The sequence below is a fragment of the Cellulomonas sp. ICMP 17802 genome (assembly GCF_041295535.1).
Classification (GTDB): Bacteria; Actinomycetota; Actinomycetes; order Actinomycetales; family Cellulomonadaceae; genus Cellulomonas.
The window spans coordinates 13,190-26,214 of the sequence record NZ_JBGFQZ010000003.1 but is presented as its reverse complement, the minus strand read 5'-3'; the positions used below and the strand labels follow the sequence as shown (position 1 = coordinate 26,214).

The 13,025-nt window shown below is 73.6% G+C and carries 9 protein-coding genes and 1 pseudogene; 5 read left to right on the top strand and 5 right to left on the bottom strand.

Annotated features, from left to right (window positions below; genetic code table 11):
• The first annotated feature begins 465 nt into the window (after positions 1 to 465).
• The gene (locus AB5970_RS05295; protein ID WP_370502869.1) at positions 466 to 4,977 is read left to right on the top strand and encodes an endo-1,4-beta-xylanase; all 4,512 of its coding nucleotides are present in this window, start codon (positions 466 to 468) and stop codon (positions 4,975 to 4,977) included.
• Between the two features lie 75 nt (positions 4,978 to 5,052).
• On the opposite strand, the gene AB5970_RS05290 is transcribed toward AB5970_RS05295, so the two are convergent.
• Positions 5,053 to 5,715, bottom strand: a complete 663-nt coding sequence (locus tag AB5970_RS05290) for a VOC family protein (protein ID WP_370502868.1) — start codon at positions 5,713 to 5,715, stop codon at positions 5,053 to 5,055.
• Between the two features lie 34 nt (positions 5,716 to 5,749).
• Positions 5,750 to 7,282 carry a peptide MFS transporter gene (locus AB5970_RS05285; RefSeq protein WP_370502867.1) on the bottom strand — a complete coding sequence of 511 codons (1,533 nt, stop codon included), beginning with the start codon at positions 7,280 to 7,282 and terminating at the stop codon, positions 5,750 to 5,752.
• Between the two features lie 99 nt (positions 7,283 to 7,381).
• Here AB5970_RS05285 and AB5970_RS05280 point away from each other — a divergent pair, with 99 nt between their 5' ends.
• Entirely contained in the window at positions 7,382 to 8,722 is a 1,341-nt protein-coding gene (locus tag AB5970_RS05280) for a cryptochrome/photolyase family protein (RefSeq protein ID WP_370502866.1), read from the top strand.
• Here AB5970_RS05280 and AB5970_RS05275 read toward each other — a convergent pair.
• Positions 8,719 to 9,717, bottom strand: coding sequence for an RNA polymerase subunit sigma-70 (locus AB5970_RS05275; RefSeq protein WP_370502865.1), 999 nt, complete (start codon positions 9,715 to 9,717; stop codon positions 8,719 to 8,721). The two genes, AB5970_RS05280 and AB5970_RS05275, sit on opposite strands and share 4 nt — an antisense overlap.
• Positions 9,718 to 9,867: 150 nt before the next feature.
• Here AB5970_RS05275 and AB5970_RS05270 point away from each other — a divergent pair.
• A pseudogene (locus tag AB5970_RS05270) lies at positions 9,868 to 10,392 on the top strand (SDR family NAD(P)-dependent oxidoreductase); the annotation flags it as partial.
• 103 nt (positions 10,393 to 10,495) lie between these two features.
• A complete protein-coding gene (locus AB5970_RS05265; protein WP_370502864.1) occupies positions 10,496 to 10,660 on the top strand; it encodes an SDR family oxidoreductase in 165 nt (54 codons plus the stop codon).
• A gap of 107 nt (positions 10,661 to 10,767) precedes the next feature.
• On the opposite strand, the gene AB5970_RS05260 is transcribed toward AB5970_RS05265, so the two are convergent.
• Positions 10,768 to 11,775 carry an ABC transporter permease gene (locus AB5970_RS05260; protein WP_370502863.1) on the bottom strand — a complete coding sequence of 336 codons (1,008 nt, stop codon included), beginning with the start codon at positions 11,773 to 11,775 and terminating at the stop codon, positions 10,768 to 10,770.
• A gap of 98 nt (positions 11,776 to 11,873) precedes the next feature.
• Here AB5970_RS05260 and AB5970_RS05255 point away from each other — a divergent pair, with 98 nt between their 5' ends.
• Positions 11,874 to 12,467 (top strand): TetR/AcrR family transcriptional regulator, encoded by a 594-nt coding sequence (locus AB5970_RS05255; protein ID WP_370502862.1) that lies wholly within the window; start codon positions 11,874 to 11,876, stop codon positions 12,465 to 12,467.
• A gap of 5 nt (positions 12,468 to 12,472) precedes the next feature.
• On the opposite strand, the gene AB5970_RS05250 is transcribed toward AB5970_RS05255, so the two are convergent.
• Positions 12,473 to 13,018, bottom strand: a complete 546-nt coding sequence (locus AB5970_RS05250; protein WP_370502861.1) for a GNAT family N-acetyltransferase — start codon at positions 13,016 to 13,018, stop codon at positions 12,473 to 12,475.
• Between the last annotated feature and the right edge of the window lie 7 nt (positions 13,019 to 13,025).

Genomic DNA, 13,025 nt, shown 5'->3' with positions numbered 1-13,025 from the left:
GCTGGGCGGACCGCTACTGCCACCAGAGCAACAGCCCGTGCCGGCCGTGCTGCCCGCACCGCCCGTCACCGCCGCAGGCCGGCATCCGTGCCGGTTCTGCGCCCGCTTCGCAAGAGCGGCACCACCGTCCCCGATGGTGCAGTCCTGTTCCTCACACACACGCCCGGTCTCCGCTGACGGTGGGCGCAGTCGCCACTGTTGCAGCCGGGAAGCCGTCCCGTCAAACGTTATCGATAACGTTTTACTAACGGTGATCCACGTCACGTTCGGACCTGCGGCTGGCCGATCCGCGGACCTGCGCCGGCCCCCGCCCCGAACCCGCCGGTCCACCCGCGCGGGACCGTGGCGTGCGCGTCTCACGATTCGATAACGTTATCAATAACGATGTCGGCACCCCTGGCGCTTTCGTCCGGATGGTGCGTAACGTCCGGCCCGGAGCGGAGCCGATCGCGCAAAGGAGCGCTGATGAGACGTGCACGAGTCCTCACCGTGGTGGCAGCCCTGCTGGTGGCGGGTCTGACGACCCCGCCGGCACAGGCCGCCGAGACCGGGCCGACAGTCGTCCTGCAGAGCGACTTCGAGACCCCCGACCCGGCCCCCTGGGGGCCACGAGGACCGGTCACGCTCGCGGTGACCGGGTCGGACGCGCACTCCGGGTCGGGCAGCCTGCTGGTCAGCGGGCGCACCGGTGACTGGAACGGGCCCGCCACCAGCGTGGCCGAGCTGTTCACCGCCGGGACCGCCTACACCGTCTCCGCCTGGGTGCGGCTCGCGCCGGGGACCACGGGCTCGTCGGCGGTGCACTTCACCGTCGACCAGACGCCCGCCGCCAACCAGTACGCGTGGGTGGGCTCGCCGGTGACCGTGACGGCCGACGCCTGGGTGCAGGTCGGCGGCACGTACACCAAGGACGCCGCCGTCACGGCGGCCAGCCTGTACCTCGAGGCGGCCGCGATCGACGGCACGAACCCGAGCCTGCTGCTCGACGACGTCGTGATCACGGCTCCCGCCGGCACGGGCGGCGGCACCGACCCCGACGTCGTCCCCGGAGGCGCCGTGAACCCCACCACCACCCCGGTCACCGCCGCCCGCGGCACCGGCGACGTCGCCGCGCTCACGTTCGACGACGGACCCAACGGCGCCACGACCGAGGCGCTGCTCGACTTCCTCAAGGCGCAGGGCCTGCACGCCACGTTCTGCGTGATCGGCCAGAACATCCAGGCCACCGGCGGCGCCGCGGTGCTGCAGCGCATCGTCCGCGAGGGCCACACCCTCTGCAACCACTCCACCAGCTACGCCGACATGGGCAGCTGGACGCCGGAGCAGGTGCGCGCGGACCTCGTCGCCAACCTGGCGATCATCCGCGACGCCCTGGGCGACCCGAACGCGAAGGTCCCGTACTTCCGGGCCCCGAACGGCAGCTGGGGGCAGACCGCGGGGGTCGCGGTCTCCCTCGGCATGCAGCCGCTCGCGGTGGTCAACACCATCAGCGACTGGGAGACGCAGGACGTCCCCACGCTCACCACCAACCTGCGGGCGGCCATGAAGCCCGGCCAGGTGGTGCTCACGCACGACGGCGGCGGCGACCGCTCGGGCACGCTCGCGGCGGTGCAGACCGTGGTGACCGAGCGCCTCGCAGCGGGCTGGTCGTTCACCCTGCCCGCCGGCGGCGCCGACGACACCGGCACGCCCACCACGTCACTGTCCACCGGGTTCGAGGACGGCCTGGGCGTCTGGGGTGCGCGCGGCAACGGCACGGCGCCGACCGTCGCGGTCACCGCGGCGGAGGCCCACGCCGGCGCGCAGTCGGCGTCGGTGACCGGGCGCACCGACACCTGGCACGGCCTCGGGGCACCCGTCACGGGCATCTTCCAGAGCGGCCGGACGTACCAGATCTCGGCGTGGGTCAAGCTCCCCGCGGGCGAGACCGGCAGCGCGGACGTGCGCGTGAGCGTGCAGCGCGACAACGCCGGCTCGTCGTCGTACGACACGGTCGCCACCGCGACCGGTGTGACCGCCGACGCGTGGGTGCACGTCCAGGCGTCCTACACGATGGCGGCGGCGGAGAGCGCGCTGCTCTACTTCGAGACCGCGTCGGGCACGCCGTCGTTCCTGGTGGACGACGTCGTGGTGACGGGCTCGACCGCTCCCCCGGTCCAGCAGGACATCCCGTCCCTCAAGGACGTGCTGCCCTGGCCCGTGGGCGTCGCGATCGACGACCGCGAGACGGTCGGCACGGGCGAGCAGCTGGTGACCAAGCACTACGGCCAGATCACGCCCGAGAACTCGATGAAGCCCGAGGCCATCCAGCCGACGGAGGGCACGTTCACGTTCGCCGCCGCCGACCACCTGGTCGACTTCGCGCTGGCGCACGGGATGCGGGTGCACGGCCACACCCTCGTGTGGCACAGCCAGACGCCGGCGTGGTTCTTCCAGCACGCGGACGGCACGCCCCTGACCGCGAGCGCGGCCGACCAGGCCCTGCTGCTGGCCCGCATGCGGACGCACATCGAGACCGTGGCGGACCACTACCGCACCAAGTACGGGGAGTTCGGCACCGCCGGCAACCCGATCGTCAGCTTCGACGTGGTCAACGAGGCGATCGCCGAGAGCGAGAGCGACGGCCTGCGGCGCAGCCCCTGGTACACCACGCTCGGCCCGGACTACATCAAGGACGCGTTCGAGATCGCCTCGCAGGCGTTCAACGGGGGCGACCCCGACGGCCCGGTCCAGCTGTTCATCAACGACTACAACACCGAGCTGCCCGCCAAGCGGCAGGCGATGCTCACGGTGCTGCAGGGTCTGCTGGCGGACGGCGTGCCGATCGACGGCGTGGGGCACCAGTTCCACATCAGCCTGTCGCAGTCGATCGACCAGCTGCGCACCACGCTGCAGACGTTCGCGCCCCTGGGCCTGCTGCAGGACGTGAGCGAGCTGGACGTGCAGATCGACGGCACGGTCACGGCCGAGAAGCTGGTGGAGCAGGGCTACTACTACGCGAGCCTGTTCTCGATGCTCCGCGAGTTCCCGGACCTGTTCGCGGTCACCCTATGGGGGCCGTACGACAGCCGGAGCTGGCGGACGGGCGCTCCCCTGCCGTTCGACGGCGACCTGCAGGCCAAGGCGGCGTACTGGGGCATCGTCGACCCGACGAAGCTGCCGACGCTCACCCGGCAGGCGAACGCCCCGCAGGCCGACGCCCCGGACGAGCTGCAGTGGCGCCTGCTGCCGCTGATCCCCGTCTCGGGCGGGACCGGGTTCCAGCTGCGCTGGTCCGGTGACCACCTCACGGCGTACGTGCACGTGGTGGACGCGACCGACGACGGCGCGGCCGACACGGTCACGCTCTTCGGCTCGGGCGCGCCCGTGGTGGTCACGCGGAGCTCCGGCACGCCGACCGCGGACGGCTGGACCGCCGTGGCCCAGCTGCCCCTGTCCGCACCCGGCGCGGTCGGCACCACGGTGCCGTTCGACGTCCGCGTGGCCGACGGCAGCGGCGGCCTCGTCTCGTGGAACGACCTCGCCCACCACCAAGAGACCGGCGGCCCGCTCGGCGTCGTGACCCTGGTCGAGCCGGTCGGCTACGTCGAGGTCCCGCAGACCACCACGCCGCCGACCATCGACGGCACGATCGACCCCGCCTGGGCCGACGCGCCCGTCGTGCGGACCGACGTGCAGGTCGAGGGCACCCCCGGGGCGTCCGCCGCCGTCCGGCTGCTGTGGCACGACGACCGGATCGACGTGCTGGCCCAGGTGACGGACCCGTCGCTCGACGCGACCAGCACCAACGCCTGGGAGCAGGACTCGGTCGAGGTGTTCCTCGACCCGGTCAACGCCAAGTCCGGTCCGTACAACCCGGCCGACGGGCAGTACCGGATCAACTACCTCAACGCGGTGTCGGTCAGCGGGGACCTCTCGGTCATCGGGGACCGGCTGACCAGCGCGACCGCGGTGGTCGACGGCGGGTACGTCGTCGAGGCCTCCCTGTCGCTCGGGCACCCGGTGACGGCCGGCGACCTGGCGGGCCTCGACTTCCAGGTCAACGACGGGACGGCCGGCGTGCGCGGCTCGGTGCGGACGTGGTCCGACCCGACCGGGCGCTCGTACCAGAACACCTCGCGGTGGGGCGTGGCCCAGCTGGTGGCGCCCGCGGTCGAGCCGTCCGCCCCAGTGGTCACCCAGCAGCCGGTGTCCGTCACGGGTGCGCTGGGTGCCGAGGTCAGCCTCACGGCCGCGGCGTCCGGCTACCCCGAGCCGACCGTCCGGTGGCAGGTGCGCGGGATCCTCCCGTGGCAGTGGAAGGACGTGCCCGGAGCGACGTCGACCACCTTCACGCTGCCGGTCACCGCACGGGTCGACGGCGCTCGCTACCGCGCGGTCTTCACCAACACCGAGGGGTCGGCCACCACGGACGTCGCCACGGTGCGGGTGGCCCGGGCGGCGCCCGCGCTCACGACGCAGCCCGCGTCGGTGACCGGGGCGACGGGGTCGACGGTGACGCTGGTCGCCGCGGCGAGCGGCTATCCGGTCCCGACCGTGCGCTGGCAGCAGCGGACCAGCGGCGCCTGGCACGCGATCCCGGGTTCACAGGGCCCGAGCCTCACCGTGCGGGTCGGCGCCAAGCCGGTCGACTACCGGGCGGTCTTCACCAACGCCCTCGGCACGGCGACCTCGGCCACGGCGACGGTGTCGCCCGCCCCCGTGGCGCCGCGGATCGTCGACCAGCCCCGGGACACGAGCGTGCGGTCCGGCAAGGTCGCCCGGTTCTCCGTCGAGGTCTCCGGGCGGCCGGCACCGAGCGTCGAGTGGTTCGAGCAGCGCGCGGGCTCGCCCACCTGGACGTCGGTGGGCACCGGCAGCACGCTCACGGTCACCGGGACGAGCGCCCGGGACGGCGCGCGGTACCGGGCGGTGGCCACGAACGCCGCCGGGGCGGCCACCTCGCGCACCGCGGTGCTCCGCGTGACGGGCCGCTGACCGCCCGGCGCACCACAGAACGCCGAGGGCCCCGGATCAACCTCCACTCCGATCCGGGGCCCTCGGTCTGCCCGCTCAGGCCAGCGAGCGCCCCTGCCAGGTGCAGACGCAGACCTCGTTGCCCTCGGCGTCGGCCAGGACGGTGAACGCCGGCGCCCGGCTGCTGCTGACCACGTGCCCGCCCGCCGCGACCGCCGCCGCGATGCGCTCCTCGGCCTGGTCGTGCGGGACGGTGATGTCGAAGTGGATGCGGTTGCGCTGCGGCCGCGGCGCATCCATCTGCTGGAACCAGATGGCCGGGCCGATGCCGGCGGGGTCCGTGACCTCGTCGTCGGACGTGGCCCGGTAGCCCATCACCGCGGCCCAGAACGGCTGCACGGCCGGGATGTCGAGCGCGTCGATGGCGAGCTCGAGGATCTCGCTGCGGTGCACGTCGGCCGCCAGGCCCAGCTCGTCGGCGATCGCGCTCACCGTCGCGGCGAGGTCCACGTCCCGCTGCGTGAGGCCGCCGGCGTCGTGGCTGGACGTGGTGACGGTGACCTGCCCCCAGCGCAGGACGACGTCCGGGTGGTGGTTCGCCTCGTCGGCGGCCGCCGCGATCCGGGCCACGAACGCCGCGGCGGTGGCGAAGTCGGGGGTGGTGAACGTGGCGCGCAGCGTGCGCAGGAGCACGCGCCAGTGGCGGGGGTCGACGGCGTCGGTGACGACGGAGTGGCGCAGCAGGCTGGTGTCGGTCATGCCACCCAGCCTGCCACCGGCCCCCGACAGCGGCTCAGTGCTGCAGCGCCGCCTCGGACTCGGAGTCCGCACCCGCCCGGATGTGCCGCGTGACCCACGGCGCCAGCGCGAACATGCCGCCGGCGAACGCCAGCGCGATCAGCCCGATCGTGCCGAAGTACGCCGTGGGGCTCACGTCGGGCGTGCCCTGGATGACCTGCGCGGCGATCGCGTTGCCGGCCGACGGGGCGAGGAACCACAGGGCCATGGCCTGGCCGCGGAACGCCCGGGGCGCCAGCAGCGTCGTCGCCGCGAGCCCCACGGGCGACAGGCACAGCTCACCGATCGTCTGGATGAGGTACACGACGATGAGCACCCACGCCGACGTCTTCGCGCCGCCGGCCAGCGCCGAGGCCCCCGCGAGGAAGACGAAGCTCAGCGCGGCGAACGTGAGCCCCAGCGCGAACTTCACGGCGGTCGGCGGGCGGTCGTCGAGCTTGATCCACAGCCACGCGAACACGGGCGCGAGCACGATGATCGCGGCCGGGTTGACCGACTGGAAGAAGGCCGGCGAGATGGTCACGCCGAACATCACGAGGTCGGTGTTGTCCTTCGCGTAGGAGGCGAGCGTGCTGGCCGCCTGCTCGAAGATCATCCAGAAGATCATCGCCGCGACGAAGAGCGGGATGTACGCACGCAGCCGCGTCCGCTCGTGGGCGTTCACCTTGGGCGAGCGGAACATGACGATGAACGTCGCCACGGGCGCCGCGAACGCCAGGTAGGACACGGCGTCGATGAACGCCGGCAGGCCGAAGCCCCCCTCGACCAGCCAGCCGGCGGCGACCGCGAGCGCGATGCCCAGCAGCACGAACAGGAACAGCCGCACGACCGCGGGCCGGTCCTGCGGCGTCAGCGGGTTGGGCGGGACGTCCCCGGCGCCGCCCAGGTACTTGCGGCCCGCGACGAAGAACACCAGTGCGATCGCCATGCCGATCGCGGCGACGGCGAAGCCCGCGTGGTACCCGCCGGCCGTCTGGGCGGCCCCCACCAGGAACGGCGCGGCCAGGGAGCCGATGTTGATGCCCATGTAGAAGATCGAGAAGCCCGAGTCGCGCCGCGGGTCGTCCCGGTCGTACAGCTCCCCCACCATGCTCGACACGTTGGGCTTGAGCAGCCCGGTGCCCAGCGCCACGAAGACGATGCCCAGGTACGAGAAGAGCGCCTGCGGCACGGTGAGGAACACGTGCCCCGCGGCGATGATGATGCCGCCGTAGAGGACCGAGCGGCGGGCGCCGATGATCCGGTCCGCGAGCCAGCCGCCCAGCACGGAGACCAGGTAGACCGACGAGCCGTAGATGGCGACGAGCGCCTCGCCCGACGTCTGCTCGATCCCGAGGCCGCCCTTGGCCACCGTGTCCGTCAGGTAGTACAGCAGGATGGCGCGCATCCCGTAGTAGCTGAACCGCTCCCAGAGCTCGGTGCCGAACAGCGTGAACAGGCCCAGCGGCTGACCGAAGAAAGCGCGGTCGCCGGGCAGCGTGTCGACCTTGCGAGCGGGCGTCGAGCCCCCCGAGTTCGAGTCGCTCATGGGCCCATCGTGGCCTCAACCCCCGTCGAGCCACCAGCCCCGGGCTCCTGCCGACGCCCTCGGGCGGCGGCGCGGCGGCCGCGCGGCTACGGTCGCCGGGTGCCCACGATCCACTGGTTCCGTCGCGACCTGCGCCTCGCGGACAACCCCGCGCTGGTCGCCGCCGTGGAGCAGGCGCGGGCCGCGGGCGACACCGTCGTGCCGCTCTTCGTCGTCGACCCGACCCTCTGGGCGTCCTGCGGCGCGCCGCGCCGGGAGTACCTCGCGCGCAGCCTGCGGGCGCTCGACGAGGCCACCGACGGCCGGCTCGTCGTCCGCCACGGCCCGGCCGCCGAGGTGGTGCCGGCGGTGGCCCGCGAGGTCGCGGCGCCCGCCGTGCACGTGACCGCCGCGACCGAGCCGTACGGACGGCGTCGCGACGACGCCGTCGAGCGCGCACTGGAGGTGCCGCTGGTCCGCACCGGGTCGCCCTACGCCGTGGCCCCGGGCCGACTGACGACGCAGGCTGGGACGCCCTTCCAGGTCTTCACCCCCTTCCGCGGCGCGTGGCTCGATCACGGCTGGGCCTCGCCCGCGCCGCACCCGTTGGACGTGCCGTGGGCGGACGTCCGGTGCGACGGCATCCCCGACGCCGCGTCCGCCGACGTGCGCCTCCCCCCGGCGGGCGAGGACGCTGCGCACACCCGGTGGACCAGCTACCTGCACGGCGACCTGGCCGAGTACGCGAGCCTGCGCGACCGGCCCGACCTCGACGCCACGTCGATGCTGTCGATCCCGCTCAAGTGGGGCGAGCTGCACCCGCGGACGCTGCTGGCCGACCTGGCGGCCGCCCCGTTCGACGTGGCCACGTTCCGGTCCGAGCTGGCGTGGCGGGAGTTCCACGCCGACGTGCTGTGGCACCACCCCGGCGCCGCGCACCGGTCGCTGCGCAGCGTCGTGCCGGACGACTCGTGGGACGACGGCGACGCCTCGTTCGCGGCCTGGGCCGCCGGGCGCACGGGCTACCCGTTCGTCGACGCCGGCATGCGCCAGCTGCGGGCGCTCGGCTGGATGCACAACCGGGTGCGGATGGTCGTCGCGTCGTTCCTGGTCAAGGACCTGCACGTGCGCTGGCAGCGCGGCGCGGCGCACTTCATGGAGTGGCTGGTGGACGGGGACGTGCCGCAGAACCAGCTCAACTGGCAGTGGGTGGCCGGCACCGGGCGGGACGCCGCGCCGTACTTCCGGGTGTTCAACCCCGTGACGCAGGGCGAGAAGTTCGACCCCGACGGCGCGTACGTCCGCGAGTGGGTGCCCGAGCTGCGCGGCATCCCCGGGCGGGCCGTCCACCAGCCCTGGAAGCTCGGGCTCGAGGCGCCCGAGGACTACCCGGACCCGATCGTCGACCACGCGGCCGAGCGCAAGGTCGCCCTCGACGACTTCCACCGCGCCCGCGGCTAGGCGCGAGGGGCGGGGATCGACTCCGGGAGGCCGAACGCGGGCAGCACGGTGCCGTCGAACCGCGTCAGCGCGCCGACCCCGGCGCCCGCGAGCTCCAGGACGAGCAGGCCGGTCCCCCGGCTCGAGCCGTCGGGACCCCGCAGGTACGTGCCGAACGCCGGCTGACCGTTGGCCCGGGTCGCGACCAGGTCGAACCGGCGACCCGGCGCGAGGATGCCCGCGCAGAACAGCGCCGCGAGGTCCCGGCCCACGTACTCGTAGGGCATCGGCGGCATGGAGATGAACACGTCGTCCGTCAGCAGGGCGACCAGGGCGACCACGTCGGCGGACTCGTAGGCGCTGACGAACGTCGCGACGAGCCGGTCGGCACCCGCGGACGTCGGCGGCTCCGCCGACCGGCGCACCTGCAGCGTCGCGCGGGCCCGCTTGAGCGCGCTGGTCACCGACTCGACCGTCGAGCCGAGCATGTCGGCCACCTCGCGCGCGGGGAACCCCAGGACGTCGCGCAGGACGAGGACGGCGAGCTGACGCGGCGGCAGCACCTGCAGCGCGGTGACGAACGCCAACGAGATCGCCTCGGTCCGCTCGTAGCGCGCCTCGGGACCGAGCGGCGCGTCGCCGGCGCCGCCGAGGAGGGCGTCGGGGAACGGCTCGAGCCAGAGCACCTCACCGAGGCTGCTCGGCTCGACCAGGTCGACGCCGGGCACGTCCCAGGCGCGCGGCGGGCGGCGCGCGGCGGCACGGCGCGCGTTGAGGCAGCGGTTGGTGGCGATGCGGTACAGCCACGTGCGCACCGACGACCGCCCCTCGAAGCCGTCGAGGCCCTGCCACGCCGCGAGCAGCACGTCCTGCAGGACGTCCTCGGCGTCGTGCAGGGACCCGAGCATCCGGTAGCAGTGCACCAGCAGCTCGCGCCGGTACGGCTCCATGAGCTCGCGGAACGCGTCGTCGTCCCCCGCGCGCGCCCGCGCGGCCGGGTCGATCGTCTCGGTCATGCCACCTCCCGTGGTCCCACTCTCGCGTACAGACACCGGCCGGCGCGCGAACTGGGCGGTCCGGCGGCGCCCAGCTCTCGCCCGCGCCGGTGCCTACCCGACCGACGGCACCGGCCGGGGCCGTCGCACCCCACGCGGAAGAGGTCGGACATGTTGCTGCAGGACAAGGTCGCGGTGGTCTACGGCGCCGGCGGCGCCATCGGGGGCGCGGTCGCGCACGCGTTCGCGGCCGAGGGCGCGGCGGTCCACCTGACCGGGCGCGACCGGGCGGACGTCGACGTCGTCGCCAAGGAGATCGTCGCCGCGGGCTTCCGCGCCGAGGCCGCCGAGGTCGACGCGCTCGACGAGCGGGCCGTCGACGAGCACCTCGAGCACGTCGTCGCGACGTCGGGCCGCGTCGACATCTCGTTCAATGCGATCGGCATCCCCGACACGGACATCCTCGGCCTGCCGCTGACGGAGGTCGACGTCGCGCGTTTCGCGCTGCCGCTGACCGCCTACACCACCTCGTACTTCCTCACCGCGCGGCTGGCCGCCCGGCGCATGGTCGCCGCAGGCTCCGGGGTGATCATGACGGTCAGCGCCCTGCACTCCCGGATCGGCATCCCGCTCGTCGGCGGCTTCGGTCCGGCGCAGGCGGCCAAGGAGGCGCTCACGCGGTCGCTGTCCGCCGAGCTGGCGCCGCACGGCGTCCGCGTGGTGGGCCTGCGCCCGCAGGCGATCCCGACGACGCGCACGATCCGGCAGGCGTACGAGCCGCGCGCGGCGGCCACGGGGGATGACCTGGGAGCAGTGGCAGGACCTGCTCGCCGCCCGGACGCACCCCCGCCGGCTCATGGGTCTCGACGAGGTGGGGAACATGGCGGCGTTCCTGGCGTCCGACCGGGCGAGCGGGATGACCGGCACCACCGTCAACCTGACGATGGGCAGCCTGGACGACTGATCGGCGTCCGAGCCTGCCGCGCTGGGGACCGGGTTCGCGGGTGGGGCGCGTCCGGCGCCCCACCCGCACCGCTCGTCACCAGCGCGGCAGGATCCGACGGCGGCCGGCTACGCGCTGACGAGCTCCGGGGCGGCGTCCTCGGACGCCTCCTCCAGCGCCGCGTGGGTGGCCGCGCCCGTGTCCCGGAAGTGGCCGAGCACCGCGAGCAGCAGGCCGAGCAGCGCCCAGGAGGCCAGCGCGAGCCAGAGGGTCGTCGTGTCCGCCGCCGGGAAGTACGACTCGTCGCGGAGCAGCGCAGCGGCCGCACCCGGGGGCATCCACTGCCCGACCGCCCCCCACGGCACCGGCAGCATCTGCCACGGCTGGGCGGCCGAGGCGATGGGGTTGGCGACGAGCAGGAACAGCACCGGGCCGATCGCGATGCCGGGCCGGCCCACGACCGACACGAACCCGACGATGACGCCGGCGACCGCCAGGATCGCGAGCGCGACGATCCCCGCGTTGACCAGGTACGACCCGCCCAGCGCGCCGAACCAGCCCTGCAGGACGCCGGCGACGGCGAGCCCGCCCAGCGCCGAGTACGCCGTGACGGCCGCCACCCGGCGCCAGACGCCGACGACCGCCAGCGAGATGGCGATGCCGCCGATCATCCCGCCGATGACCAGCGGGAACGTGACCGCCCCGAGGATCGCGCCGCGCGGGTCGCCGGCGTTCAGGGGGACGACGTCCGTGACGGGGACCGGCGCGCCGGTCTGCTGCTGCAGCACCGGGGCCAGCTGCGCCAGCTGCTGCGCCACCAGCGGGCTCCCGCCCGAGGCGGTGAGGATCTCGGGCTGCTGCCCGAGCACCACGGCGCCGTAGACCTCGCGGGTCTCGATCAGGCGGACGGCTGCCGCGCGGTCGGCCGCGGGGACGACGTCGAACGCACCGGGCGCGCGCTCGTCGAGACCCTGGGCGACCGGCGCGACGGCCTGCGGCGGACCCGCGACCGCGACGGGCAGGTCGCGCGGCTCGGACGTGACGGCGGGCCACAGGAAGGCCAGCGCGAGGACGGTGAGGACGGCGGCGAGCCCGGCACCCAGGCCGAGGAGCCGTCGCCACGGGGTGTGCGGCATGGCGGTGCCTCTCTCTCATAAACCGAATGTTCGTTCTTGTATCGAACTCCCCGCGCGCCGGAGTTGTCAAGAACGATCATTCGTTTTTATGCTGCAGCGTGCCCAAGGTCACCGAGGAGTACCGCGTCGCCCGCCGCGACGAGATCGCCGACGCCGCGCTGCGGGCGTTCCGGCGCAAGGGGTTCCAGGCCACGTCGATGGCCGAGATCATCGCGGAGTCGGGCCTGTCCGCCGGCGCGATCTACGGGCACTTCCCCAGCAAGAGCGCGATCGTCGTGGACGTGGCGTCCCGCGTCATCGGGTCACGGATCCTCGACATCGAGCGGCTCGCGCAGGTCGAGCCGCTGGCGCCGCCGCCCGCGCTCCCCCGGGTGCTCGTCACGGGGATGATGCGGTCGCTGGGCAGCCCCGGGATCATGCTGCAGCTGTGGGGCGAGAGCATGTCCGACCCCGAGGTGCACACGCTGGCCCACGAGGTGATCGTGCAGCTGCGCGCGGCGCTCACCGCGTACGTGTCGCTCTGGCACCAGCGCACGCACGGCACCCCCGCCGACGAGGCCGAGGCGCTGGCGGTCGAGCAGGTGCCGCTGCTCATCTCGGCGGTGCAGGGCTACGTGGTCCAGGCGTCGATCGTGCCGGACTTCGACGCCGAGGCGTACCTGGCCTCCGTCGAGAAGTACCTGCCCCGCTGACCGGCTCAGGGGATCTGGCTCGCCCGGAACTCGTCCTCGAGCAGCGACATGATGATCCCGTCGCAGTACCCCTCGCCGTCCCGGTAGGCGTCGCGCTTGCGGCCCTCGATGCGGAACCCGAGGTTCTCGTACAGCGACTTCGCGCGGGCGTTGATGCTCAGCACGTCGAGCTCGACGCGGTGCAGGGCCAGGCCGTCGAACGCCAGCCCGAGGATCAGCTGGATCGCCTCCGTGCCGTAGCCGCGGCCGCGGTAGCCCGGGCGCATCGCGAGGCGCAGGTTGGCGGACCGCACCACCTCGTCGATCTCGTTCAGCACGATCTCGCCCAGGTACTCGTCGGAGCCGTTCGCGGTGACCGCCAGGTCGATGCGGCCGTCGACCGACGAGATGGTCGCGCACCAGTCGTCGATCTGCTGCCGCGTGAACACCTGCGTCGTGCCGGTGAGGCGGTTGCCGTCGGCGTCGTTGACCGACTCCCACAGCGCGTCCGCGTCGCTCGCCCGGATGGGTCGGAGCACGATCATCTCGCCCTGGAGCGTGGGCTTCTCCATCGGTGCC

Bases quoted from the DNA above. Each gene is read 5' to 3' on its own strand.
- AB5970_RS05295 (WP_370502869.1), top strand. From the start codon at position 466: ATGAGACGTGCACGAGTCCTCACCGTGGTGGCAGCCCTGCTGGTGGCG.
- AB5970_RS05290 (WP_370502868.1), bottom strand. From the start codon at position 5,715: ATGACCGACACCAGCCTGCTGCGCCACTCCGTCGTCACCGACGCCGTC.
- AB5970_RS05285 (WP_370502867.1), bottom strand. From the start codon at position 7,282: ATGAGCGACTCGAACTCGGGGGGCTCGACGCCCGCTCGCAAGGTCGAC.
- AB5970_RS05275 (WP_370502865.1), bottom strand. From the start codon at position 9,717: ATGACCGAGACGATCGACCCGGCCGCGCGGGCGCGCGCGGGGGACGAC.
- AB5970_RS05265 (WP_370502864.1), top strand. From the start codon at position 10,496: ATGACCTGGGAGCAGTGGCAGGACCTGCTCGCCGCCCGGACGCACCCC.
- AB5970_RS05260 (WP_370502863.1), bottom strand. From the start codon at position 11,775: ATGCCGCACACCCCGTGGCGACGGCTCCTCGGCCTGGGTGCCGGGCTC.
- AB5970_RS05250 (WP_370502861.1), bottom strand. From the start codon at position 13,018: ATGGAGAAGCCCACGCTCCAGGGCGAGATGATCGTGCTCCGACCCATC.